Below are 21,636 nucleotides of genomic sequence, written 5' to 3' on the forward strand. Positions count from 1 at the left end.
AAGCGACGACATGAGCAATTCCGATATGCGCGCCCAACCCGGGCGCAACGTGGTGGTGGTCGGTACCCAATGGGGTGACGAAGGCAAGGGCAAACTGGTCGACTGGTTGACCGAAACCGCGCGCGGCGTGGTGCGTTTCCAGGGCGGTCACAACGCCGGCCACACGCTGGTCATCAACGGCGTCAAGACCGCGCTGCACCTCATTCCCAGCGGCATCATGCGCCCGGGCGTCAAGTGCTACATCGGCAACGGTGTGGTGCTGTCCGTCACCAAGCTGCTCGAAGAGATCGAAGGCCTGGAAAAGGCCGGTGTCGAGGTGCGCTCGCGCCTGCGCATCAGCGAGGCCTGCCCGCTGATCCTGCCCTTCCACGCCGCACTGGACATCGCGCGCGAGGCCTACCGCGAAAAGGGCGGCACCGAGAAGATCGGCACCACCGGTCGGGGCATTGGCCCGGCCTATGAGGACAAGATCGCCCGCCGCGCCCTGCGTGTGCAGGATCTGAAGTTCCCCGAGCGGTTTGCCGCCAAGCTGCGCGAGCTGCTGGACCTGCACAACCACGTGCTGACCACCTACCTGCACGCCCCGGCCATCGATTTCGACACCACCTTTGCCCAGGCCATGGCCCAGGCCGAGTTGATCAAGCCGATGATGGCGGATGTGTCGCGTGAGCTGAACGAAGCCAGCAAGGCCGGTGTCAACCTGCTGTTCGAAGGCGCGCAGGGCACGCTGCTCGACGTGGACCACGGCACCTACCCGTTTGTCACGTCCAGCAACTGTGTGGCTGGCAACGCCGCCGCTGGTGCCGGTGTGGGCCCGGGCCTGCTGCACTACATCCTGGGCATCACCAAGGCCTACTGCACCCGTGTGGGCGGTGGCCCCTTCCCGACCGAACTCGAATGGGAAAAAGAGGGCACGCCGGGTTACCACATGAGCACCGTGGGCGCCGAAAAGGGCGTGACCACCGGGCGCAGCCGCCGTTGTGGCTGGTTCGATGCAGCGCTGCTCAAGCGCAGTGCGCAGGTGAACGGTTTGAGCGGCCTGTGTATCACCAAGCTCGACGTGCTGGACGGCCTGACGGAGTTGAAGCTGTGCGTGGGCTACCAGCTCGATGGCCAGTTCACCGACATCCTGCCCATGGGCGCCGATGAAATTGCGCGTTGTGTGCCCGTGTACGAAACGCTGCCCGGCTGGAGCGAGTCGTCGGTGGGTGTGACCCAGTACGACAAGCTGCCCGCCAATGCGCAGAAGTACCTCAAGCGCATTGAAGAAACCACCGGTGTGCCTGTGCACGTGATCTCGACCAGCCCGGACCGCGATCACACCATCCTGCTGCACCACCCCTACGCCGCCTGATTTCCACACCACCACGATGAGGAGCGCATCCATGCTGACTGAAGACGGCAAACACCTGTATGTGTCTTACGACGAGTACCACAACCTGATCGAAAAACTGGCGATCAAGGTGTACCAGTCGGGCTGGGAGTTCGACACCATCCTGTGCCTGGCCCGGGGTGGCATGCGCCCGGGTGACATCCTTTCGCGCATCTTCGACGTGCCCCTGGCCATCATGTCCACCAGCTCCTACCGCGCCAGTGCCGGCACGGTGCAGGGCAAACTGGACATCGCGCGCTACATCACCACGCCCAAGGGCGAGATCGCTGGCAAGGTGCTGCTGGTCGACGACCTGGCCGATTCCGGCCACACGCTCAAGGCGGTGATCGAGCAACTGCGCAACAACTACCCGCCCATTACTGAGCTGCGCAGCGCGGTGATCTGGACCAAACAGCTGTCCACCTTCACGCCCGACTATTCGGTGGAGTACCTGCCCACCAACCCGTGGATCCACCAGCCTTTCGAGGGCTACGACGCGTTGCGCCCTGCGCAATTGCTGGAAAAGTGGAAAGTCTGAACGGGTCATGAGCGACATCCGCACCCAGCTCATCCACCACCCCTACCGCGCACCGGCTGAGTTCGACGCGGTGCCGGTCGCGGTCCACAAGGCCTCGACCGTTTTTTTCAACAACGTGGCCGATTTGCGCAGCCGCCGTTGGAAAGACAAAAGCGGCTACACCTACGGCCTGCATGGCACGCCCACCACCTTCACGCTGGAGGAGCGGCTGGCCACCCTCGAAGGGGGCAGGTATTGCCTGCTGGCGCCCAGTGGCCTGGCGGCCGTGGCCCTGGTGGACACCGCCTTCCTGCAGCAGGGCGACGAGATGCTTCTGCCCGACAACGTTTACGGCCCCAACCAGACCCTGGCGGACGGTGAACTGGTGGGCTGGGGCATCACCCACCGCTTTTACGACCCGATGGACCCGGCCGACCTGGCCGCCAAGATCACGCCGGCCACCCGCCTGGTGTGGCTGGAGGCCGCTGGCTCCATCACGCTGGAGTTCCCCGATCTGCCGGCCCTGACGGCGGTGATCCGCGACGCCAATGCCGCGCGGGGCGTGGGTGCGCGGCCCATCGTCAGTGCGCTAGACAACACCTGGGGCGCCGGTATTGCGTTCAATGGCTTCGAGTTGGGGGCCGACGTGGTGATGCACGCCTTGACCAAATACCCCAGCGGTGGCGCCGACGTGTTGATGGGTTCGGTGGTCACACGCGACCCGGCTTTGCACCACATGCTGGTCGACACCCACATGCGTTTTGGCATTGGGGTGGGCGCCAACGACGCCGAACTGGTGCTGCGTGGCCTGCCCACCACGGCGTTGCGCTACGAGGCACAGGACCGCAGCACGCGTGTGCTGGCGCAGTGGATGAGCGAGCGCCCCGAGGTGGCCTGCGTGCTGCACCCGGCCTTGCCTGGCTCGCCAGGGCACCTGACCTGGAAGCGGGACGCCATGGGCGCAGCCTGCCTGTTCAGTGCCGTTTTCAAGCCCGAATTCAGCCAGCCGCAGATCGACCGTTTCTGCGACAGCCTGCAGCTCTTTCATCTGGGCTGGAGCTGGGCCGGGCCGATCAGCCTGTGCGCGCCGTATGATGTGCCCTCGATTCGCCGCCTGCCTTGGCCCCATGCCGGGGGGCTGGTGCGTTTTGCGGTGGGTCTGGAAGCGGTCGATGACTTGCGCCAGGACATCGAGCAAGCGCTCCGGGCCCTGCGCGGCTGAATCTCCTCCAACCCTGGCACACAGAAAGAACCCACGCCTTGGCCACTCCCAACTACGGATACGAAAAACGCCAGCGTGAGCTGGCCAAGAAGCAGAAGAAAGAAGAGAAGGCTCGCGCCAAAGCGCAACGCCAACACGAGCCCGGGCAGGATGGCGAGCAGCCTCAGCCGGGGGCCGATGAGGCTGCCCCCGAGAGTGGCGCTGGCGACGCAGCGGCAGACTGACCTGTGTCAGTTGCTGGCGGCGAGCAATTGCCTGGCCAGCACCTCGAAGCTGCCCGCGCCCTGGTAGGTCACGGGCCAGCGCGTGGACGTGGGGTAGGCCACAAAGTTGCGTGCCATCGATTCCTCGTAGCGCGGGTCGTAGTGGTTGGCCAGCAGGTCCTCCACCACTTCGGCCATATGGCCTGAGCGCGCCTGTGCCTGCCAGCGCCCCACGGTTTCGCGTCCGCGCAATTCGGTGAGGGTGGCGAGCCGATCACAAAAGAACTCGGCATCCTGGGCAAAAAACGCGTAGTCGTGCAGCAGCAGGGCCACGCGGTCGGGCAAGTCCATCTCCAGCGTCAGGCAGGGGCTGGCGCGCATGGCGTGGATCAGCGCCTCAGGCACCGTCACATTGCCCACCCGTTTGCTTTCCGCCTCCACGTACACCTCGCGTGCCGGGTCGAGCGCACGCAGCGCCGCCCACAGGCGTGAATCGAACAGTTTTTGGCTGGGCTGGGGTTGCCCCGGGATCAGCCCCAGTACCGAGCTGCGGTGCTGCGCCAAGGCCTCCAGGTCGAGGATTTGTGCGCCCTGGGCCGCCAGGGCTTGCAACAAATGTGTCTTGCCGGTGCCGGTGCGGCCACACACCACACGGTAGCGCAGCCGCTGTGCCATCGCAGGCAAGTCTGCCAGCACGGCGGTGCGGTAGGCTTTGTAACCCCCCTCAACCAGCGTCACCTTGAAGCCAATGGCCCCCAGGATGGTGGCCAGCGCACCGCTTCGGTTACCACCGCGCCAGCAGTACACCAGCGGCTGCCAGCTTTTGGGTGTGTCCAACAATTCGCGTTCGATGTGGGCCGCGATGTTGCGAGCCGAGATCGCCGCGCCGCGCTTCTTGGCTTCAAACGGGTTGACCTGCTTGTACAGCGTACCAATCACCCGCCGCTCCTCGTTGTTCAGCGTGGGCCAATTGACGGCGCCAGGCAGGTGGTCCTCGGCAAACTCGGCCTCGCTGCGGGCATCAATGAGGGCATCGAACGCGGCGAGGTGTTGCAGCGCTTCGGTCGCGCTGATCTTGTGGACGCTCATTTATTTCAGCAACTTCTGCAGGTTGGGCCACACATTGGCCAGCAGGGTGGGTTGGGCCTGCTCGTTGGGGTGGATGCGGTCATTCTGGAACAGGGCGAGGGGGTCGGCGGCATCGGCCACGCCCTTGAGCAGGAAGGGCACCAGTTCCGCTTTTTCCGTGCGTGCAACCTGGGCAAAGGTGTCGGCAAACCGCTGGGTGTAGGCGGCGCCGTAATTGGGCGGTACCTGCATGCCCACCACCAGCACGCGCGCGCCGGCCGCGCGGGCCGCCTGTGCCATGGCCCGGAGGTTCTGTTCCGTCATCTCCAGCGGCAGGCCACGCAACGCGTCGTTGCCGCCCAGCTCGATCACCACCACGGCCGGCTTGTGCTGGTTCAGCAGCGCCGGCAGGCGCGAACGACCGCCCGAGGTGGTGTCGCCACTGATGCTGGCGTTGACCACACGCCAGGGTCGCTTTTGTTCGACCAGGCGTTGCTCCAGCAGCGCAACCCAGCCACTGCCTCGGCGCAAGCCGTACTCGGCGCTCAGCGAATCGCCCACCACCAACACCGTTTTGGCGGGCGCGGGCGACTGCGCGGTGGCGCTGCCCGCAATCCCCCACAGCGCCAGCGCAGCGCAGGCCACGTTAAAGTGTCGCCTCATCCAGATTGGGTCACGCATGTTTCAAGAGCATCAGGTTCAGGGTTCGGGTCAGGTCAGCGCGGCGGATGCGCCTGCCATGGTGGTGGCGCGTGGCGTGGGCAAGTCGGTCACCGATTCCACCGGCACGCTGACCATTCTGCGCGATATCGATTTTTCCCTCGCGGCTGGGCAGACGGTGGCCATCGTTGGGGCATCGGGCTCGGGCAAAAGCACCTTGTTGTCGATTATCGCGGGCCTCGATACCCCCAGCACGGGCACGGTCCACCTGGCCGGTGTCGATTTGTTTGCGCTGGACGAAGACCAACGCGCTGCGTTGCGCGCGCAGAAGGTGGGTTTTGTGTTCCAGAGCTTTCAGCTGCTGGGCAACCTGACCGCGCTCGAAAACGTGATGCTGCCCCTGGAGCTGGCCGGGCGGAGCGACGCACGCAGCGCTGCCACCGACATGCTCAAACGCGTGGGCTTGGGCGAGCGCCTCGGGCACTACCCCAAGCTGCTCTCGGGTGGCGAGCAACAACGTGTGGCGTTGGCGCGGGCCTTTGTGGTGCACCCGGCGGTGTTGTTGGCCGACGAACCCACGGGCAGTCTGGACTTCGCCACCGGCGAGCGGGTGATGGAGCTGATGTTTGAGTTGAACCGTGAACTGGGCACCACCCTGGTGCTGGTGACACACGATCGCGGCATCGCCGCCCGCTGCGAGCGCCGCATCACCATCGAGGCGGGCCGCATGGCCGGCTGATCGGTTCAGAACAACTCGGCCGAGCCGAAGTGCAGGCTCGGCAAGGCGCCTTCGGACTGCAGCAGGTCGTAGCAGTAGGCGCGGTTGCGGCCGTCGCGTTTGGCTTGGTACAGCGTGCGGTCAGCCCGTGCAATGATTTCGTGGGCCGAGTACTGCGCATCAATGCGGGCTACCCCGATGCTGATGGTGACTTTGCCTACCTGTGGGAAGCGGTGGCCTTCAATGCGCAGGCGCACGCGCTCCATGACGTCCAGCACATCGGCTTCCGACGCCGCGCTGGTGATGGCCAGAAACTCTTCGCCGCCGTAGCGGTAGACCAGGTCGCTTTTGCGGAAACAATCGGCCACCATGCGCGAGACCAGCAGCAGGATTTCATCGCCCACCACGTGGCCATGTGTGTCGTTGACCACTTTGAAGTGGTCGATGTCCAGCATGGCCAGCCAGTAGTCGTATTCGGCGGTGCGGCGGCGTGACGGCGCCTGCGACTTGCCGTGTTGTGCCAGCAGCGGCCACATGCGCTCGATGCCGGTGTCCAGCGCATGGCGGTTGTACAAGCCTGTCAGTTGATCGCGTTGGCTGTCGTCGAGCAGGCTGTAGTAGTTGGCATACACCTCCAGGACGCCATGGACGATGGCGTGTTCGGTGTCACTCAGGCCGTTGGCCTTGCGAAACGCGATGTGGCCACACAAGCGACGGGCGTTCATCAGTGGCAGCACCACCAGGGTGCTGCCGTCGATCTGCCAGGTGCTGGGCTTGTGGGTCAGGCGCACGTTTTCCATCAGCGCCAGTTCGGGTGCCGGCACCTCTACGTTCTGGTAGACGGTCTCGATGCGCTCGGTGACACGCTCGACGCCTTCGCGGTCCAGCACCACCGAGCGGTGCTGGTTGAGCATGCCCACACAGCGTTGGTACTCGTCGGTCTTGTAGAGCGATACATCGTTCACGCCCAGAACGGCCCCCAAAGTCTTCAGCAGGCTTTGTTCCAGCAACTCGGTGTCGCGTATCGCGGTCATCGAACCCAGGCGTTCGAGTAAGGGGGGCAACTTGATGACGTTGCTGCTCATTTTTGACAACTCCCTTTCAAACTTCACCAGCACAGGACGTGTCTTGGTCAAGCGTTGACGGATTGTGTACAGTTTTGGCGGATGTTTGTTGGACCTTGACTATCGTTAACCGTTTCGTCGCCAATTGATACAAAAGTGCCGTGCTCGTGCGGCAGTACAAGGGTGTGCGGGGCGTTGTGTCCGTGCGGGGATAATCGGGTCATGTCTGCGCCCAAAGTCCTGTTCGGTTTCCATGCGGTGGGCGTTCGCCTGAAAACCGCCCCTACCTCCATCCTGGAGCTCTACGTCGATCCGTCGCGCCGCGACGCCCGCATGCGGCAGTTTGTCGAACGCGCCAAAGAGGCCGGCCTGCGCCTTCTGGACGCCGATGGCATGCGCTTGGCCAAGCTTTGCGGCAGCCATGGGCACCAAGGTGTGGTGGCCCGCGTCCAGGCCATCGACCTGGCGCGTTCGCTGGACGATTTGCTCGACCAGTTGGAAGCGGCCGGACAGGTGCCTTTGCTGCTGGTGCTCGATGGCGTGACCGACCCGCACAACCTGGGCGCGTGCCTGCGGGTGGCCGACGGGGCCGGTGCACACGCCGTCATTGCGCCCAAGGACCACGCCGTGGGCTTGAACGCCACCGTGGCCAAGGTGGCCAGTGGCGCGGCCGAAACCATGCCGTATTTCATGGTGACCAACCTGGCGCGCACCCTGGGTGAGCTGAAAGAACGCAACATCTGGGTCATCGGCACCAGCGGCGATGCGCCCAAGTCCTTGTACCAGATGGATTTCAAAGGCCCCACCGCCCTGGTGTTGGGCGCCGAGGGTGACGGCATGCGCCAACTCACCCGCAAAACCTGCGACGAACTCGTCAGCATCCCCATGGCGGGGGCGGTGGAGAGCCTGAACGTGTCGGTGGCCAGCGGCGTGTGCCTGTACGAGGCGCTGCGCCAGCGCTCCTGAGTCAGCCGCCCTTCACACCAGCCCAAACGCGCCCAGCAGCGCGCCGGTGCCCAGCAGCCACAGCAGGTGCAGCTTGGTGCGCCACACGATGACGGTGGCCATGGCGGTCAACAGCCACAGCCGCCAGTCGCGCGCGGGCTGGTCGTGGGCGGCGGTGAGCAGCCAGCCCGTGGCGACCAACAGCGCGATGACGATGGGCGCCATACCGGTCTTGAAGGCTCGCACCGCGCGCAATTCGCGGTTGTGGTGGGCCCAGCGGGTAGCGGTGTAGGTCAACACCGACGAGGGCAGCATGATGGCTGTCAGTGTGACCACCACGCCCAGCAGCGCCGTCCACCAGGCGATGGCACCGGCCACCGGGCCACCGGCCGCATTCAACCCGAGGTTCCAGCCCAGCAAGGCCACGAACAACACGTTGGGGCCGGGCGCTGCCTGTGACAGCGCGATGGACGATGTGAACTGGGCATCGCTCAGCCAGCCTTGCTGGTGCACCAGGTAGCGGTGCATGTCGGGCGCGGTGGTGATGGCGCCACCGACACCCAACAAGGACAGCGTGGCGAAGTGGGTGAACAACTCCAGCCAATTGGCGAAGGTGGGGGCCATGTTCATGGGCGTGCCGTGGGTGTGATGCGACCCAGCACGTGGTAGGCCCACAGGCAGGCGCCGCCGCCAACGCCCAGCAGCACCCACAGCAGGGGCCAGCGCAGCAACGCGATGGCCACGAAGGTGAGGGCGGCCAGCAGCAAGCAGGCCAGGCGGCCCATGGCGTTGTTGTCGAGTGCCGCGATCAGCTTGATGCCGGTGGCCGTGATCAGCCCGGCGGCCACCGCACCCATGCCACGCAGCGCACCCTGGGCCACCGGCTGCTCGGCCACAGTGCCGTAAAGCACGGCCAGCAGCAGCACAACCACCAGCGGCGCGGCCAACATGCCGGCCAGCGCCGCGAGCGCGCCCGACAGGCCAAAGTAGCGCCCACCAATCATCATCGACAGGTTGACCACGTTGGGGCCAGGCATGATCTGGGCGACGGCCCATTCCTCCACGAACTGGTCGCGGGTCATCCAGCGTTTTTTCTCCACCAGCTCACGTTGCACCACCGCCAACACGCCGCCAAAACCTTGCAGCGCCAGCCAGGTGAAAGAGACGAACAGGTCGGTGCGGGAGGTGGGTGCGTTGAGCGCAGGTGCGGTGGATGGGGCGGTGCCTTCAGTCATCGTGTTCGGCGGTCGCCGCGCCCAACAGGCTCTGGGCCAGGCTGTCGCAACGGTCCATCCAGGCTTGCAATTCGGTCGGGTAGCTGCCCTGGGCGCCGGCGCGCCAGCGTCTGCGCGCTTGGCGGGCCAAGGTGCGCAACTGCCAAGCGGCTTCTTTGGCCAGCAGGGACAGTTCGCGCGCCAGCATCGGATCGTTGGCACCGTCACCCAACTGTTCCAGTTGGGCAGGGGCCAGGCCGGCCTCGGCCAGGGTGCGGCGCAGTTGCGACATCTGTTCGCTGACGACGGTCAGGCCCGCTTGGCGTTCTGGCGTCAGTTCGCTCAACACCGAGAAGTCGCGTGGCCAGCCCGCCACCACCTCGTCCACCTCGATCAGGCGTTGTGCGGGCGCCTCAATCAACTCCACCGCTTCGCTGCCGGGATCGAGCTCGGGGTGCAGCAGGCCCATGATGCGTGCGATCAGCGCCGGGTCGTAGCGGTGCATGTTCATGCGCAGCAACACCGCCAGCCGCAACTCCCCGCCATCGCGTTTGCTGCCAATCATGGCGGTGACCACCTCGACCACCGACATGCAGCGCCCCAAGGGGCTGATCTGGTTGCCACTGAGGTTGCGCGGATAACCCGATGCGTTCAGGCATTCGTGGTGTTCCAGCACCGCCTGCACCACCTCTTTCGGGTAGGCGTGGTGGCGCTCGATCAGCATCATGCTGATGATGGGGTGGCTGTAGAGCTGGCGGCGCTGGCCCCGGGTCAGTTCGGCCGTCGGGTCCAGCAAGGCCGGGTCCAGGTGCAGCATGCCGATGTCGTGCAGCAGCCCCACGGCCGCCGCCTCCGACAGCTCAAACCGTTTGCCCAAGGGGTGGCTGGCCAGCCAGGCCATGGTCCACATGGCGCGCAGGCTGTGCCGGTAGACGCTGGGTTGCAGGTCCCGCGCCAGCGTCAGCTGAAACGCCATCGCGTCCGGCAGAGGCAGTTTTTCGATCACGTCCAGCCGCTTGGCGCGCTCAGTGGGCGTGGTGGTCATGCGCGCGTAGAACGGCTCGTTTTCGAGCACCAGTTCCATGTCCAGCCGGAGCGAACGCCCGGTGACGATCCCTTCGGTTGACAACGCGTCTTCCAGCGGTTCGGGCAACTTGTGGGCGTTCAACCGTTCGTAGAGGCTGGCGTTGATGGCCGTGCCTTTTTCGACGATTTTGATGCCCTGGGCGTTGAAGATGGCCTGTTTGGCCACCACGGCGCGTTTCTCCCCCAGCGCTGTGACCGCGCGGGTGAAGTGTTCGGCATCGACCTGTGGTGCGGCGGGGTTGTCGTTTGCGGTCATCGTGTGGCTGCGGGGGGGGGCTGCAGCAATATGTTTCCGCAAGTTTACATTTGCATTACACCGTCATGCCGCCCGACACCTCCAACACCGCACCGTTGACGTAGCTGGCCTCGTCGCTGGCCAGAAAGGCGTAGGCGTTGGCGATTTCCTCGGGTTTGCCCAGGCGCTTGAGGGGCACGTGGGCGCGCATCTCGTCGAGCACTTTGTCGGGGATGGTGGACAGGATGGGTGTCTCCACAAAACCGGGTGCCACGGCATTCACGCGTACGCCCTTGGGGCCCAGCTCGCGGCTCCAGGTCTTGGTGAAGCCAATGACACCGAACTTGGTGGCTGCGTAGTTGGTCTGGCCAAAGTTGCCGTAGATGCCCACCACCGAGCTGGCGTTGAGGATGACGCCACTGCCCTGGGCCACCATGGTGTCTGCAACGGCCTGCGTGCAGTGGAAAACGCCGCGCAGGTTGACGTCGATCACGCGGTCGAACTGCTCCAGCGTCATCTTCTGCAGCCGCGCGTCTTGTGTGATGCCGGCGTTGTTGACCAGCACGTCGATGCGGCCAAAGCGGTCTTTCACCTGGGCCACCACGGCGTCCACCATCTCGCGCTGGGTCACGTCCAGCACAAAGCCCACGGCGGTGGCCCCCACCGCCTGGCACTGGGCCACGGCCGCGTCCACGCCGGCCTGTTGGATGTCGCAGACGACAACGGTGGCGCCTTCCTGGGCAAACTTGAGCGCGGTGGCCAGGCCAATGCCTTGGGCGGCACCGGTGATGAGAGAGACTTTTCCTTGCAGACGGGGCATGTTCAGTAACGGGGTTGGTGTTGTCGGAGGGTGGCTTTGACGGCATCGGTCAGGACAAAGCCCGGGCCGCATTGTGCGGCCAGCTCGGCGCAGCGTTTTTCAAACGCGTCGATGCCGGTGCCGTAGATGAACTGCATGGCGCCACCGGTCCAGGCCGGGAAGCCGATGCCGAAGATGGAGCCGATGTTGGCGTCGTGCACGGTGGTGAGCACGCCTTCGGTCAGGCAGCGCGCGGTTTCCACCGCCTGGCGGTAGAGCAGGCGGTCCTTCAGGGTCAACATGTCCCAGGTGGCGCCGGGCTTTTCGAACCGGGTTTTCAGTTCCGGCCACAGCGTTTTTTTCTGCCCGGCCGGGTAGTCGTAAAAACCACCGCCGGCCGCGCGGCCCTTGCGGTGCAGCTCCTTCACCATGGTTTCCACCAGCAGCTCGCCCGGCGTGGCGGTGTAGGTTTTGCCTGCGGCGGCAAAGTCGGCGCGGGTCTGGTCGAGCACGTGCACGCTCAATGACAGCGCGGTTTCGTCCAGCACCGCCAGCGGGCCCACCGGCATGCCGGCCTGGATCCCCGCGTTTTCGATGACCGCAGCAGGGATGCCTTCGCCCAGCATGGCCGCGCCTTCCATCACGAAAGTGCCGAAGGTGCGGCTGGTGTAGAAGCCGCGCGCGTCGTTCACAACGATGGGGATCTTGCCCAGCGCCTGCACGTAGTCAAACGCACGCGCCACGGTCTCGTCGTCGGTTGTGGCACCGCGGATGATTTCCACCAGCTTCATCTTGTCCACCGGGCTGAAGAAGTGGATGCCGATGAACTTCTCCGGCCGCGCGCTGGCCGTGGCCAGACCGCTGATGGGCAGGGTGGAGGTGTTGCTGGCGAAGAAGCCGCCGGCTGCCAGCTGTGGCTCGGCCTCCTGTGTCACCCGGGCCTTGAGCGCGCGGTCTTCGAACACGGCTTCGATGATGAGGTCGCAGCCGGCCAGATCGGCCGCGTTGGCCGTGGGGGTGATGCGTGCCAGCAGCGCGGCCTGGTCGTGGGGGCTCAAACGGCCCTTGTCCACGCGCGGTTGTGTCACCTTGACGCTGTAGGCCTTGCCCGCCTCGGCCTTCTCAAGCGACACATCTTTGAGCACCGTGGCGATGCCCCGGCTGGCCTGGGCGTAGGCAATGCCGGCGCCCATCATGCCCGCGCCCAGCAGGCCAACCTTCTGCGGCTTGTAGCGCGGCACGTCCTTCGGCCTCGACTGACCGCTCTTGATGGCGTTCATGTTGAAGAAGAAGGTGTTGATCATGTTGCGCGCCACCGGCGTTGTCATGAGCTTGGCGAGGTAGCGGCTTTCGATGCGCAGGGCGGTGTCGTAGTCCACCATCGCCCCTTCGGCCATGGCGGCCAACGCGTATTCGGGCGCCGGGTACAGGCCACGCGTTTTTTGTTTGAGCATGGCCGGCGCCACGGTCAATGCGCCGGCTATCTTGGGATTGGCCGGTGTGCCGCCCGGCAGCTTGTAGGCTTTGTCGTCCCAGGGGTGCTGTGCGCTGGGGTGGGCGGCAATCCAGGCCAGGGCGGCGGGGCGCAGGGCGTCTGGGCTGTCCACCAACTCGTGTACCAGGCCCAGCGCGTGGGCTTGGGCCGGGTTGAACAACTGGCTTTCCAAAATGTAGGGCTGCGCGCCCATCAGCCCCAGCAGCCGAACCATCTTGGTGATGCCGGTGGCGCCGGGCATCAGACCCAGGGTGATCTCGGGCAGACCGAGTTGGACTTTGTTGTCGTTGACGGCAATGCGGTGGTGGCCGATGAGTGCCACCTCCCAGCCCCCGCCCAGGGCCGCGCCGTTGATGCAACTCACCACCGGTTTGCCCAGGGTTTCGAGCGCGCGGAAAGCGCGTTTCATGGTCTCGATTTCGTTGAACACGGCGGGCGCATCGGCAGCCGTCAGGCGCATGGTGGCCTTGAGGTCGGCGCCGGCAAAAAAGCTGCTCTTGGCCGATGCAAGCACGATGCCCGCGATTTGGTCTTTGTCTTGCAGCACCTGCGCGGTGACCGCCTGCAGGTCTTGCTGCCACTGCCGGCACATGGTGTTGACGGGAGAGCCTTGCTCATCAAAGGTGATCGTGGCGATGCCGTCTTGCAGCTCGTAGCGGATGGTGTGGGTGATCATGGGTGTGTCTCCGCTGGGGTTCAGATGCGTTCAACAATCGTGGCGATGCCCATGCCACCGCCCACACACAAAGTGGCCAGGCCGTAGCGCAGTTGGCGGCGGTGCAACTCGTCGATCAGGGTGCCCAAAATCATGGCACCGGTGGCCCCCAGCGGGTGGCCCATGGCGATGGCGCCGCCGTTGACGTTGACCTTCTCGTGTGGCACGCCCATGTCCTTCATGAACTTCATGGGCACGGCGGCAAAGGCCTCGTTCACTTCAAACAGGTCGATCTGATCCACCGTGAGCCCGGCCTTGGCCAAGGCCTTGCGCGCCGCTGGTGTGGGGCCGGTCAGCATGATGGTGGGGTCGGCGCCCGACACGGCGGCAGCCACGATGCGCGCGCGCGGGGTGAGGCCATGCGCTTTGGCGGCGGCGTCCGAGCCGATGAGCATGGCGGTCGCGCCATCGACGATGCCCGACGAATTGCCGGCGTGGTGCACGTGGTGGATGCGCTCCACCTGCGGGTAGCGGCCAATGGCCACCGCATCGAAGCCCATGGCGCCGAGTTGTTCAAACGCGGGCTTGAGGCCGGCCAGCGATTCCACCGTGGTGCGCGGTTTGATGAACTCGTCGTGGTCCAGAATGGTCTGGCCCAGGAAGTCTTTCACCGGCACCACCGAGCGCGCAAAGTAGCCCGCCTCGCGCGCCGCTGCGGCGCGGCGTTGTGATTCGGCGGCGTAGGCGTCCACATCGGCGCGCGTGAAGCCCTCGAGCGTGGCGATGAGGTCGGCGCCAATGCCCTGCGGCACAAAGTCGGTCTGGCTGTTGGTCTCCGGGTCTTGCGCCCAGGCGCCGCCGTCCGAGCCAATCGGCACGCGGCTCATGCTCTCCACGCCGCCCGCCACCACCAGGTCTTCCCAGCCGCTGCGCACCTTCTGCGCGGCCATGTTCACGGCCTCCAGGCCGGAGGCGCAGAAGCGGTTGAGCTGCACGCCCGAGCAGGTCCAGTCCCAGCCCGCCTTGAGCGCGGCGGTCTTGGCAATGACCGAACCCTGCTCACCCACGGGCGACACCACGCCCATCACCACGTCGTCCACCCGTGCGGTGTCAAAGCCGTTGCGGCGTTGCAGCTCGGTGAGCACGCCCGTCAGCAGGTTGATGGGCTTGACTTCGTGCAGGCTGCCGTCTTTTTTGCCCTTGCCGCGTGGGGTGCGGATGGCGTCGAACACATAGGCTTCGGTCATGGGGGTCTCCGGCGGTGTGGGATGTGGACCCAACAGTATAGTTTTGCCGAGCGATTGCTCTGTATAAATTGTGACAACCGGTGCTGCCATCCCGTCGAGTCAAAAACATCATGCAGGGGCAGGCATGAGGAGGCTGCTGTTGGGTCTCATGATGGTGTTGGCACCTTGTTCGACTGGTGTGCCCTCGCGTCGCGGGCGATGAGACCTCAAGCGAGGTCCGCCCCGGCCTCGCGCAGCAGCTCGCGCAACACCGAGCGGTGGCAGCGCGACGCGTTGTCGCAGTAGCAGCCCACCGAGAGGTCGGTGTCTTGAGACAAGCGGGCCAGCAGCGCAATGCTGTGCGCGTTCTCGGGTGTCTTCATCTCGGCGCGGTAGCGTTTGGCAAAAGCCGTCCATTGCGCTTCGGTGTCGGCCGTCTGACCCAGTTTCATGGTGTCCACGCTGGGCGCGAGGTTGGGGTACCACACGTCGTACCAGTTGCCGCTGGCAAATTCGGCCTTGGGCACGCCGCGTGGGGGGCGGCGCACCGTGCCGATGCGGGTGCCTTCGTTGGGCAGGCGTGGGCTGCCCAGTTGCACGATGCGCAGAGCCATGGGGTTCTCCTTGGGTTTGCGTCGCAGTGTGCCGCAAAGCCTGGCAGGCGGTTATAGTTTTGCAGAGCACTTGCTTGCCAAAATGATTCCAGGAGATTCCACATGATCGAACGCACCCTGTTCAGCGCCGACCACCAGGCCTTCCGCGACAGCTTCCAGCGCTTTTGCGACAAGGAGATCGCCCCGCACCACGAGGCCTGGGAGGAGCAGGGCTACGTGGACCGCGAGGTGTGGCGCAAGGCGGGGCAGAACGGCTTCTTGTGCATGACCCTGCCCGAAGCCTACGGCGGTGCCGATGCCGACAAGCTGTACTCGGTGGCGCAGATGGAGGTGTTGAGTGCCGGTGGCTTCAGCGGCATTGGCTTTGGGTTGCACAGCGAGATCGTGGCACCCTACATCCTGCACTACGGCACCGAAGCTCAGAAGCAGAAGTACCTGCCGCAACTCGCCAGTGGCGAGATGGTGGGCGCCATCGCCATGAGTGAGCCGGCCGCCGGCAGCGACCTGCAGGGTGTGAAAACCACGGCCATCAAGCAGCCCGATGGCAGCTATCTGCTCAACGGCAGCAAGACCTTCATCACCAACGGCTGGCACGCCGATCTGGTGATCGTGGTCGCCAAGACCGATCCGGCAGCCGGCGCCAAGGGCACGAGTCTTTTCCTCATCGAGCGGGGCATGCCGGGCTTTGAGAAGGGCAAGCGCCTCAAGAAGCTGGGCATGAAGGCGCAGGACACGTCGGAACTGTTTTTCGACAACGTGAAGGTGCCGGCCGAGAACCTGCTGGGCGGCGCGGCCTTTGAAGGCAAGGGTTTCATCTGCCTGATGGAGCAATTGCCCTGGGAGCGCCTGCAAATTGCGATTGGTGCGGTGGCCGCTGCGCAGGCCGCCATCGACTGGACCGTGACCTATGTGAAGGACCGCAAGGTGTTTGGCCAGCCGGTGGCCGCGTACCAGAACACCCGCTACACCCTGGCCGAGTTGCAGACCGAGGTGCAGGTGGCGCGGGTGTTTGTGGACAAGTGCTGCGAGTTGGTGGCGGTCGAGCAGCTCGATACCGCCACAGCCAGCATGGCCAAGTACTGGTGCTCGGACCTGCAATGCAAGGTCATGGACGAATGCGTGCAACTGCACGGCGGCTACGGCTACATGTGGGAGTACCCCATCACGCGGGCCTATGCCGACGCGCGCGTGCAGCGCATTTACGGCGGTACCAACGAGATCATGAAAGAGGTGATCACCCGCTCAATGGGTCTGGGTGGTCGTTGAGCCCTGGGGTTGTGCCCCAACCGTTTTGGCGGGGGGTGCCGTGGGCGGAGCCGCCGGCACAGCATCGAGTCCATAGCCTGCACGCTGGGCCGCGTTGATCGGCGAAATGGCGCGTCGCGCGCGTTGTGTCGTGAAGCGTGGGCCAGCGTAGGTGGACGGGTGTTGCATGGCGTTTCTGCCTGGTGGGGCAGTGTGGTTGCGAGGGTTTCATGCTAGGGGGGTGGCCCTGTTACGTGCGCGGCGCTTGCGCAAACCGGGTAAGCAATCGTTTCAAGTTGCGGTGCTGGCTGCGCGGCTGCTGGGTGTTGCGAGCAAGCCCACGTCACCACTGAGTTGTCCGCCTTCGGCGATGCTGATCTTGCCGTAACGCACCGTGCCGGTGACGCGGCCTGTGGGGTGGATCACAAGCCGATCGCGCACCGTGAGCGTGCCTTCGAAATGGCCGTGGATTTCGGCGATGTCGATCTCGGCCGCGCCTTTGAAGCGCCCGGGCGGTGCGATCTCCATCACACGCGAGTCCATGGTGGCTTCCACCGTGCCTTCCACAAACAAGGTGTCGCAATCGGTGATTTCCACCCCTTTGAGGTGGATCAGCGGGCCGACCTTGAGCAGACTGTCGGCGCCGGGCCGTGCGTCTTTGTCTTTGGTGGGTACAGCCGCGGGTGTCTCAGGCGGCGCCACAGTGGTTGCGGGCGTGGGTGGTGTTGCGGTCAGGGGGCCGATGCGTCCGGCCTGTGTCGGGGGGATGGTGCGAGCCGCAGGCGTTTCCGTTTCGCGTTTGCCGAAGAAAGGGGATTGCAATGCCATGGGGAAGGGGTCCTGTGTCGGAATAGGGAGGCCTTCATGCTAGGCGTGCCACTCACTTACATGTGATGCACGGCGGCAAGACGCGTAAGCAATGGTCTCGCGGGTGTGCTCACTCGGGTGTGCGCAGCCAGGCCAGGTGCCCTTGCCCTGCCTCGTTGAGGCGGTGTTGCAGCGCCGCCGCAGCGACTTCTGGCAGTTTGAAGTGCAGCGTCACGATCGCCGCATGTTCGACGGCCAGCAGGCCCGCGCCGGCCGCGTCCAGCTCGCGCCGCACCAGGCCTTCGAGCGCGTAGGGCACACAACAGGCCAGGGTTCGCATGCGTTGCAGCGGCAGCTTGTGGGCGCCCAGCAGCGCCTGCGCCACGGCGTCGGTGTAAGCGCGCACCAAACCCCCGGCACCCAGCTTGACGCCACCAAAGTAGCGCACCACCGTGGCCAGCACACCTTCCAAATCCTGGTGACGCAGCACCTCCAGCATGGGGCGCCCGGCCGTGCCGCTGGGCTCGCCGTCGTCCACCGCCGCCGACTGGCCGCCCGCCAGCAGGGCCCAGCACACGTGGGCCGCGCCTGGGTGTTGCGAACGCAGCGCTGCCACAGCGGCCTGCGCGCCCGTGCGGTCATCCATCGGCTGCACGCAGGCAATGAACCGGCTCTTCTTGATGACAAGCTCGTGGTGAACGGCGGAGGCCAATGTCTGTGCCATGGGGCGCCGAGTGTACGACCTGGTTGAATCACCCTGCGCCGTTGCCAAGCCTGTGGCGGCTTGGTATCGTGCAGGCAGGTGCGGGGCGGGCATTGCGGGCCGCCTCACCACGTTGTTCAGGGAGTGCCATGAGAGTTCCAACACCCACCAAGGTGGGACGTGTGGGCGTTGGGTTGCTGGCCTGGCTGCTGGCCGGCAGCGGTTGGGCGGGCTCGCCAGTGGAAGGTGTGTCACCGGTGAGGGGGCCGCGCATCGAATTCGCCACCTACCCGATCCCCGTTCATGTGGAGAATGCCCGAGAGGGTTTGTTTGTCGAGCTGATGCGCGAGGTGGCTGCCACCGCGGGTTTCCAGCACTTTCACATCGAGGTCATGCCACCGCCGCGTGCGCTGCGCGGTCTGATGACTTCGAAGCACGATGCGGTGTTCCCGGCACTCGACAGCTTGTTTGAGACCCACCAAGCCATGGTGCGGACCTCCGAATCCATCGACTGCAAAGAGGACTTTGTGTTCACTGCCCGGGGAACGCCTATGTTGCGCAGCCTGGCCGATTTGCGTGGCAAGGTGGTGGGCATCACCCACGGTTACCCGTATTCGCGCGAGGTCATGGCCGCCACCGGATTCACGCTGGAGGTCGCCGCTTCCGACGAACTCAACCTGCGCAAGTTGGCAGCCGGCCGCATTGATGCGTTTGTGCTCGACGAGAAGACCGGCATCAAGGCCGCGCAGGCGCTGGGTTTGGGTGCTGCTGTGCAATACGACGGCATGGCCCCGGTGTCGCGTCAGGACGTTTACGTTGCCTTTGCCCCGACCGAACGTGGGCGCGAACTGGCCGAACGCACCTCGGACGCCCTGCGCCAGCTCAAGGCCAGCGGCCGCTACCAAACCATCACCCACGGCATCACCTTCGCACGGGGGTGTGGCGGGCGTTGACGGCGCCACACGGTGCGTGTGTTTTACAGTGCGGCCTCGGGCGGGCCACGGTGGCGCCGCCAATTGCCGGAGACCACATGCCCATCCCCACCCCATCTGCCTCCCTCGAACCGACGGCCCGCCATGTGCCCGCGCAGCGGCTGGTGGTGTTGGGCACCGGCGGCACCATCGCCGGGCGCGCCCGGGCGGCGGGTGACAACGTGGGCTACACCGCCGGTGAGGTGAGCGTGGCCGATTTGTTGGCGGGCGTGTCCGACATGGCGGGGCGCTTGCCCGCACTGGCTGGGCGGGGCTTGGAAGCCGAACAGGTGGCGCAGGTTGACAGCAAAGACATGGGGCCTGCGGTGTGGCGTGCCCTGCTGGAACGTGTGGCCCACCACCTGGCCCGACCCGAGGTGGCCGGGGTGGTGGTCACCCACGGCACCGACACGCTGGAGGAAACCGCGTGGCTGCTGCAGGCGGTGCTGTCGCCCGCCAAACCGGTGGTGCTGGCTTGCGCCATGCGCCCCGCCACGGCGCTGGTGCCCGACGGCCCGCAGAACCTGATGGACGCCTTGTGTGTGGCCGTGGCGCCCGGCGCGCGTGGCGTGGTGGCGGTGTGTGCCGGTCAGGTGCACCAGGCCCGCTACGTGCAAAAGGTGCACACCTACCGGCTGGACGCCTTCGACTCGGGCGACGCCGGCCCGCTGGGCTGTGTGGAGGAAGGGCGCCTGCGCGTGTGGCAAGCCTGGCCCGAGCCCGCCGCGCCCAGCCGTGCGCTGGCACCATTGCTCGCCAGCGGAGCCTGGCCCCGCGTCGAGTTGGTCACCAGCCATGCCGGGGCCGACGGCGCGTTGGTACGTGCGCTGCTGGCCGCGTCGGACACCGGCGCCCCCTTGCGGGGACTGGTGGTGGCCGGCACCGGCAACGGCACACTGCACACCGACCTGCAGGATGCGCTGGTGCAGGCGCAGGCCGCCGGTGTGGTGGTGCGGCGAGGCACCCGCTGTGCCTACGGGCAGGTGGTGCCCGGCCCCCACGACGCCTGGCCCGACACCGGGGGCTTGTCGCCGGTCAAGGCCCGCCTGAGCCTCGTGCTCGACCTGATGGGCTGAGGCATGTTGGCCAGCCTTGCCGCCCACCCCTGGGCCTACCCGATGCTGGAAGTGCTCCATATCGTGGGCATTGCCCTGTTGCTGGGCAACCTCGTGCTGCTGGAGTTGCGCGTGTTCGGTCTGGGCGCGACTTTGCCCGCCGAGCCACTGGCGCGCCTGAGTTTGACCTTGGCCGGTGTGGGCTTTGTGCTGGCGGCCGCATCGGGCCTCACCATGTTTGGCACCATGCCCGGGGAACTGTTGGCCAACCGTGTGTTCACAGCCAAGATGCTGTTGATCACGCTGGCCGCTTGCAACGCCGCCTGGTTCCACGGTCGCGGATCGCTGCAGAAGCTGGACGGCACGGCCCGCGCGCTGATGGTGCTGTCCACCCTGATCTGGCTGCTGGTGTTGACCTGTGGCCGCTGGATTGGCTACACATGACGAAGGAGAACCTCATGCTCAGACGCGACGTGTTGCGCACCACCGGTGCGCTGGGGTTGGTGGGCAGCGTGCCCGTGGCGTGGGCGCACCACGGCTGGAGCAGCTTCGATCAGGAGCGCCCGATTTACCTGGCCGGGCGCGCGGTCGAAGTCAAGTGGCGCAACCCCCATGTGGAACTGATGCTGGAACTCCAAACCCCGCTGGCGCTGCCCACCGACCTGGCGCAACGTCCGGTGCCCGCGCAGTCTGCCCAGGTGGATGGCCGGGGCCTGCTGGCCAAGACGGTGTTGCCCACCCGCCGTGACCGTCGGTGGGAAATCGAGCTGGCGCCCCTGTCCCGAGTGGGGCAGTGGCAGGTGCCTGAAATGGGGGTGGGCACCGAGCTGGCGTTGGTCGGCTTCACCTTCACGGGCGAAAGAGGCGATCCGGTGTTGCGCGCCGAGTACCTCTTCTTGAACGGCAAGACCTACGGCATGCGCTCCAGTCCGGCGTAAAAAAAACCGGCGCGGGGCCGGTTTGTTTGGCGGTGAGACAGCCTCAGCGTGCCAGGGCCTCGAAGGCGCGCGCCGTGATGTCTTCCACCGAGCCGGTGCCGCTGATCTTGCGGTACTTCGGCGCGCTCGTCCCATCCTTGGCGGCCCACTGGCTGTAGTAATCCACCAAGGGGCGGGTTTGGGCGTCATAGACCTCCAGGCGCTTCTTGACCGTTTCTTCCTTGTCGTCGTCGCGCTGGATCAGCGGCTCGCCGGTCACGTCGTCCTGGCCGGCCACCTTGGGCGGGTTGAACTTGACGTGGTAGGTGCGGCCCGATGCGGGGTGTGAACGGCGGCCGCTCATGCGCTCGATGATGGCGTCGAAAGGCACATCGATTTCGAGCACGTAGTCGAGCTTGACGCCGGCGTCCTTCATGGCGTCGGCCTGGGGAATGGTGCGGGGGAAACCGTCGAAAAGGAAACCCTGGGCGCAGTCGGGCTGGGCGATGCGTTCCTTGACCAGGCCGATGATGATGTCGTCGCTCACCAGGGCGCCCGAGTCCATCACGGCTTTGGCTTGCAGGCCCAGTGGCGTGCCGGCCTTGACGGCGGCGCGCAGCATGTCGCCGGTGGAAATCTGGGGGATGCCGTACTTCTGGCAGATGAAAGTGGCTTGTGTGCCTTTGCCCGCGCCCGGTGCTCCCAGCAGTATCAGTCTCATCGCGTTCCTTTGTGCAAGTTTCAAAAATCGCGGCAGGCGTCTCCAGCCGGCCTGAATCCCTCGGAAAAGCTTCCGAAAGGTCAACTTTTCGAGGATAGCATGGGCTTGCCTGCGGGCCGCTTAC

At 65.6% G+C, this 21,636-nt stretch carries 24 protein-coding genes; 11 read left to right on the forward strand and 13 right to left on the reverse strand.

What is annotated here, in order from left to right; all coding sequences use genetic code 11:
• The first annotated feature begins 25 nt into the window (after positions 1 to 25).
• Genes ACFQPB_RS05820 through ACFQPB_RS05835 form a run of 4 tightly spaced genes read left to right on the forward strand, consistent with a single transcriptional unit; the run spans position 26 to position 3,335 of the window.
• A complete protein-coding gene (locus ACFQPB_RS05820) occupies positions 26 to 1,354 on the forward strand; it encodes an adenylosuccinate synthase (RefSeq protein WP_382200434.1) in 1,329 nt (442 codons plus the stop codon).
• 31 nt (positions 1,355 to 1,385) lie between these two features.
• Positions 1,386 to 1,910 (forward strand): phosphoribosyltransferase, encoded by a 525-nt coding sequence (locus ACFQPB_RS05825; protein WP_382200149.1) that lies wholly within the window; start codon positions 1,386 to 1,388, stop codon positions 1,908 to 1,910.
• 7 nt (positions 1,911 to 1,917) lie between these two features.
• Positions 1,918 to 3,111: a PLP-dependent transferase gene (locus ACFQPB_RS05830; protein WP_382220535.1), complete on the forward strand. Its 1,194-nt coding sequence runs from the start codon at positions 1,918 to 1,920 to the stop codon at positions 3,109 to 3,111.
• A 38-nt stretch (positions 3,112 to 3,149) separates the two neighbouring features.
• Positions 3,150 to 3,335, forward strand: coding sequence for a hypothetical protein (locus ACFQPB_RS05835; RefSeq protein ID WP_382200145.1), 186 nt, complete (start codon positions 3,150 to 3,152; stop codon positions 3,333 to 3,335).
• Positions 3,336 to 3,341: 6 nt separating this feature from the next.
• Here the strand turns inward: ACFQPB_RS05835 and mnmH are convergent, their stop codons facing one another.
• Positions 3,342 to 4,403: a tRNA 2-selenouridine(34) synthase MnmH gene (mnmH, locus tag ACFQPB_RS05840; protein ID WP_382220537.1), complete on the reverse strand. Its 1,062-nt coding sequence runs from the start codon at positions 4,401 to 4,403 to the stop codon at positions 3,342 to 3,344.
• Positions 4,404 to 5,045, reverse strand: coding sequence for an arylesterase (locus ACFQPB_RS05845; RefSeq protein WP_382200141.1), 642 nt, complete (start codon positions 5,043 to 5,045; stop codon positions 4,404 to 4,406).
• A 76-nt stretch (positions 5,046 to 5,121) separates the two neighbouring features.
• Between ACFQPB_RS05845 and ACFQPB_RS05850 the strand changes: the two genes are divergently transcribed.
• Positions 5,122 to 5,781, forward strand: coding sequence for an ABC transporter ATP-binding protein (locus tag ACFQPB_RS05850; RefSeq protein ID WP_382220961.1), 660 nt, complete (start codon positions 5,122 to 5,124; stop codon positions 5,779 to 5,781).
• A gap of 5 nt (positions 5,782 to 5,786) precedes the next feature.
• On the opposite strand, the gene ACFQPB_RS05855 is transcribed toward ACFQPB_RS05850, so the two are convergent.
• Positions 5,787 to 6,845 carry a GGDEF domain-containing protein gene (locus ACFQPB_RS05855; RefSeq protein ID WP_382220540.1) on the reverse strand — a complete coding sequence of 353 codons (1,059 nt, stop codon included), beginning with the start codon at positions 6,843 to 6,845 and terminating at the stop codon, positions 5,787 to 5,789.
• 201 nt (positions 6,846 to 7,046) lie between these two features.
• On the opposite strand from ACFQPB_RS05855, the gene rlmB reads away from it, so the two are divergent.
• Positions 7,047 to 7,790, forward strand: coding sequence for a 23S rRNA (guanosine(2251)-2'-O)-methyltransferase RlmB (gene rlmB, locus ACFQPB_RS05860; protein WP_382200137.1), 744 nt, complete (start codon positions 7,047 to 7,049; stop codon positions 7,788 to 7,790).
• 12 nt (positions 7,791 to 7,802) lie between these two features.
• On the opposite strand, the gene ACFQPB_RS05865 is transcribed toward rlmB, so the two are convergent.
• The 7 genes from ACFQPB_RS05865 to ACFQPB_RS05895 form a co-directional block, all read right to left on the reverse strand.
• Positions 7,803 to 8,399, reverse strand: coding sequence for a chromate transporter (locus ACFQPB_RS05865; RefSeq protein WP_382220543.1), 597 nt, complete (start codon positions 8,397 to 8,399; stop codon positions 7,803 to 7,805).
• Positions 8,396 to 9,004 carry a chromate transporter gene (locus ACFQPB_RS05870; RefSeq protein ID WP_382220546.1) on the reverse strand — a complete coding sequence of 203 codons (609 nt, stop codon included), beginning with the start codon at positions 9,002 to 9,004 and terminating at the stop codon, positions 8,396 to 8,398. The genes ACFQPB_RS05865 and ACFQPB_RS05870 overlap by 4 nt, the downstream gene beginning before the upstream one ends.
• Positions 8,997 to 10,325 carry an HD-GYP domain-containing protein gene (locus ACFQPB_RS05875; RefSeq protein WP_382220549.1) on the reverse strand — a complete coding sequence of 443 codons (1,329 nt, stop codon included), beginning with the start codon at positions 10,323 to 10,325 and terminating at the stop codon, positions 8,997 to 8,999. The genes ACFQPB_RS05870 and ACFQPB_RS05875 overlap by 8 nt, the downstream gene beginning before the upstream one ends.
• A 55-nt stretch (positions 10,326 to 10,380) precedes the next feature.
• Positions 10,381 to 11,124 (reverse strand): 3-oxoacyl-ACP reductase FabG, encoded by a 744-nt coding sequence (gene fabG / locus ACFQPB_RS05880; RefSeq protein WP_382220552.1) that lies wholly within the window; start codon positions 11,122 to 11,124, stop codon positions 10,381 to 10,383.
• Between the two features lie 2 nt (positions 11,125 to 11,126).
• Entirely contained in the window at positions 11,127 to 13,274 is a 2,148-nt protein-coding gene (locus ACFQPB_RS05885) for a 3-hydroxyacyl-CoA dehydrogenase NAD-binding domain-containing protein (RefSeq protein WP_382220555.1), read from the reverse strand.
• A gap of 20 nt (positions 13,275 to 13,294) precedes the next feature.
• Positions 13,295 to 14,500 carry an acetyl-CoA C-acetyltransferase gene (locus ACFQPB_RS05890; RefSeq protein WP_382220558.1) on the reverse strand — a complete coding sequence of 402 codons (1,206 nt, stop codon included), beginning with the start codon at positions 14,498 to 14,500 and terminating at the stop codon, positions 13,295 to 13,297.
• A gap of 206 nt (positions 14,501 to 14,706) precedes the next feature.
• Complete coding sequence (locus tag ACFQPB_RS05895) at positions 14,707 to 15,093, reverse strand: DUF488 domain-containing protein (RefSeq protein WP_382220561.1); 387 nt, start codon at positions 15,091 to 15,093, stop codon at positions 14,707 to 14,709.
• Positions 15,094 to 15,195: 102 nt separating this feature from the next.
• Between ACFQPB_RS05895 and ACFQPB_RS05900 the strand changes: the two genes are divergently transcribed.
• On the forward strand, positions 15,196 to 16,359 hold the full coding sequence (locus ACFQPB_RS05900; RefSeq protein ID WP_382220563.1) for an acyl-CoA dehydrogenase family protein: 1,164 nt from the start codon (positions 15,196 to 15,198) through the stop codon (positions 16,357 to 16,359).
• A gap of 270 nt (positions 16,360 to 16,629) precedes the next feature.
• Here the strand turns inward: ACFQPB_RS05900 and ACFQPB_RS05905 are convergent, their stop codons facing one another.
• Both ACFQPB_RS05905 and ACFQPB_RS05910 read right to left on the reverse strand, forming a co-directional pair.
• Positions 16,630 to 17,166, reverse strand: a complete 537-nt coding sequence (locus tag ACFQPB_RS05905; protein WP_382220566.1) for a bactofilin family protein — start codon at positions 17,164 to 17,166, stop codon at positions 16,630 to 16,632.
• Positions 17,167 to 17,275: 109 nt separating this feature from the next.
• Complete coding sequence (locus tag ACFQPB_RS05910) at positions 17,276 to 17,869, reverse strand: IMPACT family protein (protein WP_382220569.1); 594 nt, start codon at positions 17,867 to 17,869, stop codon at positions 17,276 to 17,278.
• 128 nt (positions 17,870 to 17,997) lie between these two features.
• Here ACFQPB_RS05910 and ACFQPB_RS05915 point away from each other — a divergent pair, with 128 nt between their 5' ends.
• From ACFQPB_RS05915 to ACFQPB_RS05930, 4 genes are all read left to right on the forward strand, one after another.
• Positions 17,998 to 18,801 carry a substrate-binding periplasmic protein gene (locus tag ACFQPB_RS05915; RefSeq protein ID WP_382220571.1) on the forward strand — a complete coding sequence of 268 codons (804 nt, stop codon included), beginning with the start codon at positions 17,998 to 18,000 and terminating at the stop codon, positions 18,799 to 18,801.
• 77 nt (positions 18,802 to 18,878) lie between these two features.
• Positions 18,879 to 19,895 carry an asparaginase gene (locus tag ACFQPB_RS05920; RefSeq protein ID WP_382220574.1) on the forward strand — a complete coding sequence of 339 codons (1,017 nt, stop codon included), beginning with the start codon at positions 18,879 to 18,881 and terminating at the stop codon, positions 19,893 to 19,895.
• Between the two features lie 3 nt (positions 19,896 to 19,898).
• Positions 19,899 to 20,318, forward strand: a complete 420-nt coding sequence (locus ACFQPB_RS05925) for a hypothetical protein (protein ID WP_382220576.1) — start codon at positions 19,899 to 19,901, stop codon at positions 20,316 to 20,318.
• Positions 20,315 to 20,812, forward strand: coding sequence for a DUF6152 family protein (locus ACFQPB_RS05930; RefSeq protein WP_382220578.1), 498 nt, complete (start codon positions 20,315 to 20,317; stop codon positions 20,810 to 20,812). Before ACFQPB_RS05925 ends, ACFQPB_RS05930 begins: the two co-directional genes overlap by 4 nt.
• A 43-nt stretch (positions 20,813 to 20,855) precedes the next feature.
• Here ACFQPB_RS05930 and adk read toward each other — a convergent pair whose 3' ends face one another.
• On the reverse strand, positions 20,856 to 21,512 hold the full coding sequence (gene adk / locus ACFQPB_RS05935; RefSeq protein WP_382220581.1) for an adenylate kinase: 657 nt from the start codon (positions 21,510 to 21,512) through the stop codon (positions 20,856 to 20,858).
• Positions 21,513 to 21,636: the final 124 nt, after the last annotated feature.

The organism is Hydrogenophaga atypica, from assembly GCF_042665215.1.
Taxonomy (GTDB): domain Bacteria; phylum Pseudomonadota; class Gammaproteobacteria; order Burkholderiales; family Burkholderiaceae_C; genus Hydrogenophaga; species Hydrogenophaga defluvii_A.

Coding starts and splice junctions, on each gene's coding strand:
- ACFQPB_RS05820 (WP_382200434.1), top strand. CDS start 26: ATGCGCGCCCAACCCGGGCGCAACGTGGTGGTGGTCGGTACCCAATGG.
- ACFQPB_RS05825 (WP_382200149.1), top strand. CDS start 1,386: ATGCTGACTGAAGACGGCAAACACCTGTATGTGTCTTACGACGAGTAC.
- ACFQPB_RS05830 (WP_382220535.1), top strand. CDS start 1,918: ATGAGCGACATCCGCACCCAGCTCATCCACCACCCCTACCGCGCACCG.
- mnmH (WP_382220537.1), bottom strand. CDS start 4,403: ATGAGCGTCCACAAGATCAGCGCGACCGAAGCGCTGCAACACCTCGCC.
- ACFQPB_RS05845 (WP_382200141.1), bottom strand. CDS start 5,045: ATGAGGCGACACTTTAACGTGGCCTGCGCTGCGCTGGCGCTGTGGGGG.
- ACFQPB_RS05850 (WP_382220961.1), top strand. CDS start 5,122: ATGGTGGTGGCGCGTGGCGTGGGCAAGTCGGTCACCGATTCCACCGGC.
- ACFQPB_RS05855 (WP_382220540.1), bottom strand. CDS start 6,845: ATGAGCAGCAACGTCATCAAGTTGCCCCCCTTACTCGAACGCCTGGGT.
- rlmB (WP_382200137.1), top strand. CDS start 7,047: ATGTCTGCGCCCAAAGTCCTGTTCGGTTTCCATGCGGTGGGCGTTCGC.
- ACFQPB_RS05865 (WP_382220543.1), bottom strand. CDS start 8,399: ATGAACATGGCCCCCACCTTCGCCAATTGGCTGGAGTTGTTCACCCAC.
- ACFQPB_RS05870 (WP_382220546.1), bottom strand. CDS start 9,004: ATGACTGAAGGCACCGCCCCATCCACCGCACCTGCGCTCAACGCACCC.
- ACFQPB_RS05875 (WP_382220549.1), bottom strand. CDS start 10,325: ATGACCGCAAACGACAACCCCGCCGCACCACAGGTCGATGCCGAACAC.
- fabG (WP_382220552.1), bottom strand. CDS start 11,124: ATGCCCCGTCTGCAAGGAAAAGTCTCTCTCATCACCGGTGCCGCCCAA.
- ACFQPB_RS05885 (WP_382220555.1), bottom strand. CDS start 13,274: ATGATCACCCACACCATCCGCTACGAGCTGCAAGACGGCATCGCCACG.
- ACFQPB_RS05890 (WP_382220558.1), bottom strand. CDS start 14,500: ATGACCGAAGCCTATGTGTTCGACGCCATCCGCACCCCACGCGGCAAG.
- ACFQPB_RS05895 (WP_382220561.1), bottom strand. CDS start 15,093: ATGGCTCTGCGCATCGTGCAACTGGGCAGCCCACGCCTGCCCAACGAA.
- ACFQPB_RS05900 (WP_382220563.1), top strand. CDS start 15,196: ATGATCGAACGCACCCTGTTCAGCGCCGACCACCAGGCCTTCCGCGAC.
- ACFQPB_RS05905 (WP_382220566.1), bottom strand. CDS start 17,166: ATGGCATTGCAATCCCCTTTCTTCGGCAAACGCGAAACGGAAACGCCT.
- ACFQPB_RS05910 (WP_382220569.1), bottom strand. CDS start 17,869: ATGGCACAGACATTGGCCTCCGCCGTTCACCACGAGCTTGTCATCAAG.
- ACFQPB_RS05915 (WP_382220571.1), top strand. CDS start 17,998: ATGAGAGTTCCAACACCCACCAAGGTGGGACGTGTGGGCGTTGGGTTG.
- ACFQPB_RS05920 (WP_382220574.1), top strand. CDS start 18,879: ATGCCCATCCCCACCCCATCTGCCTCCCTCGAACCGACGGCCCGCCAT.
- ACFQPB_RS05925 (WP_382220576.1), top strand. CDS start 19,899: ATGTTGGCCAGCCTTGCCGCCCACCCCTGGGCCTACCCGATGCTGGAA.
- ACFQPB_RS05930 (WP_382220578.1), top strand. CDS start 20,315: ATGACGAAGGAGAACCTCATGCTCAGACGCGACGTGTTGCGCACCACC.
- adk (WP_382220581.1), bottom strand. CDS start 21,512: ATGAGACTGATACTGCTGGGAGCACCGGGCGCGGGCAAAGGCACACAA.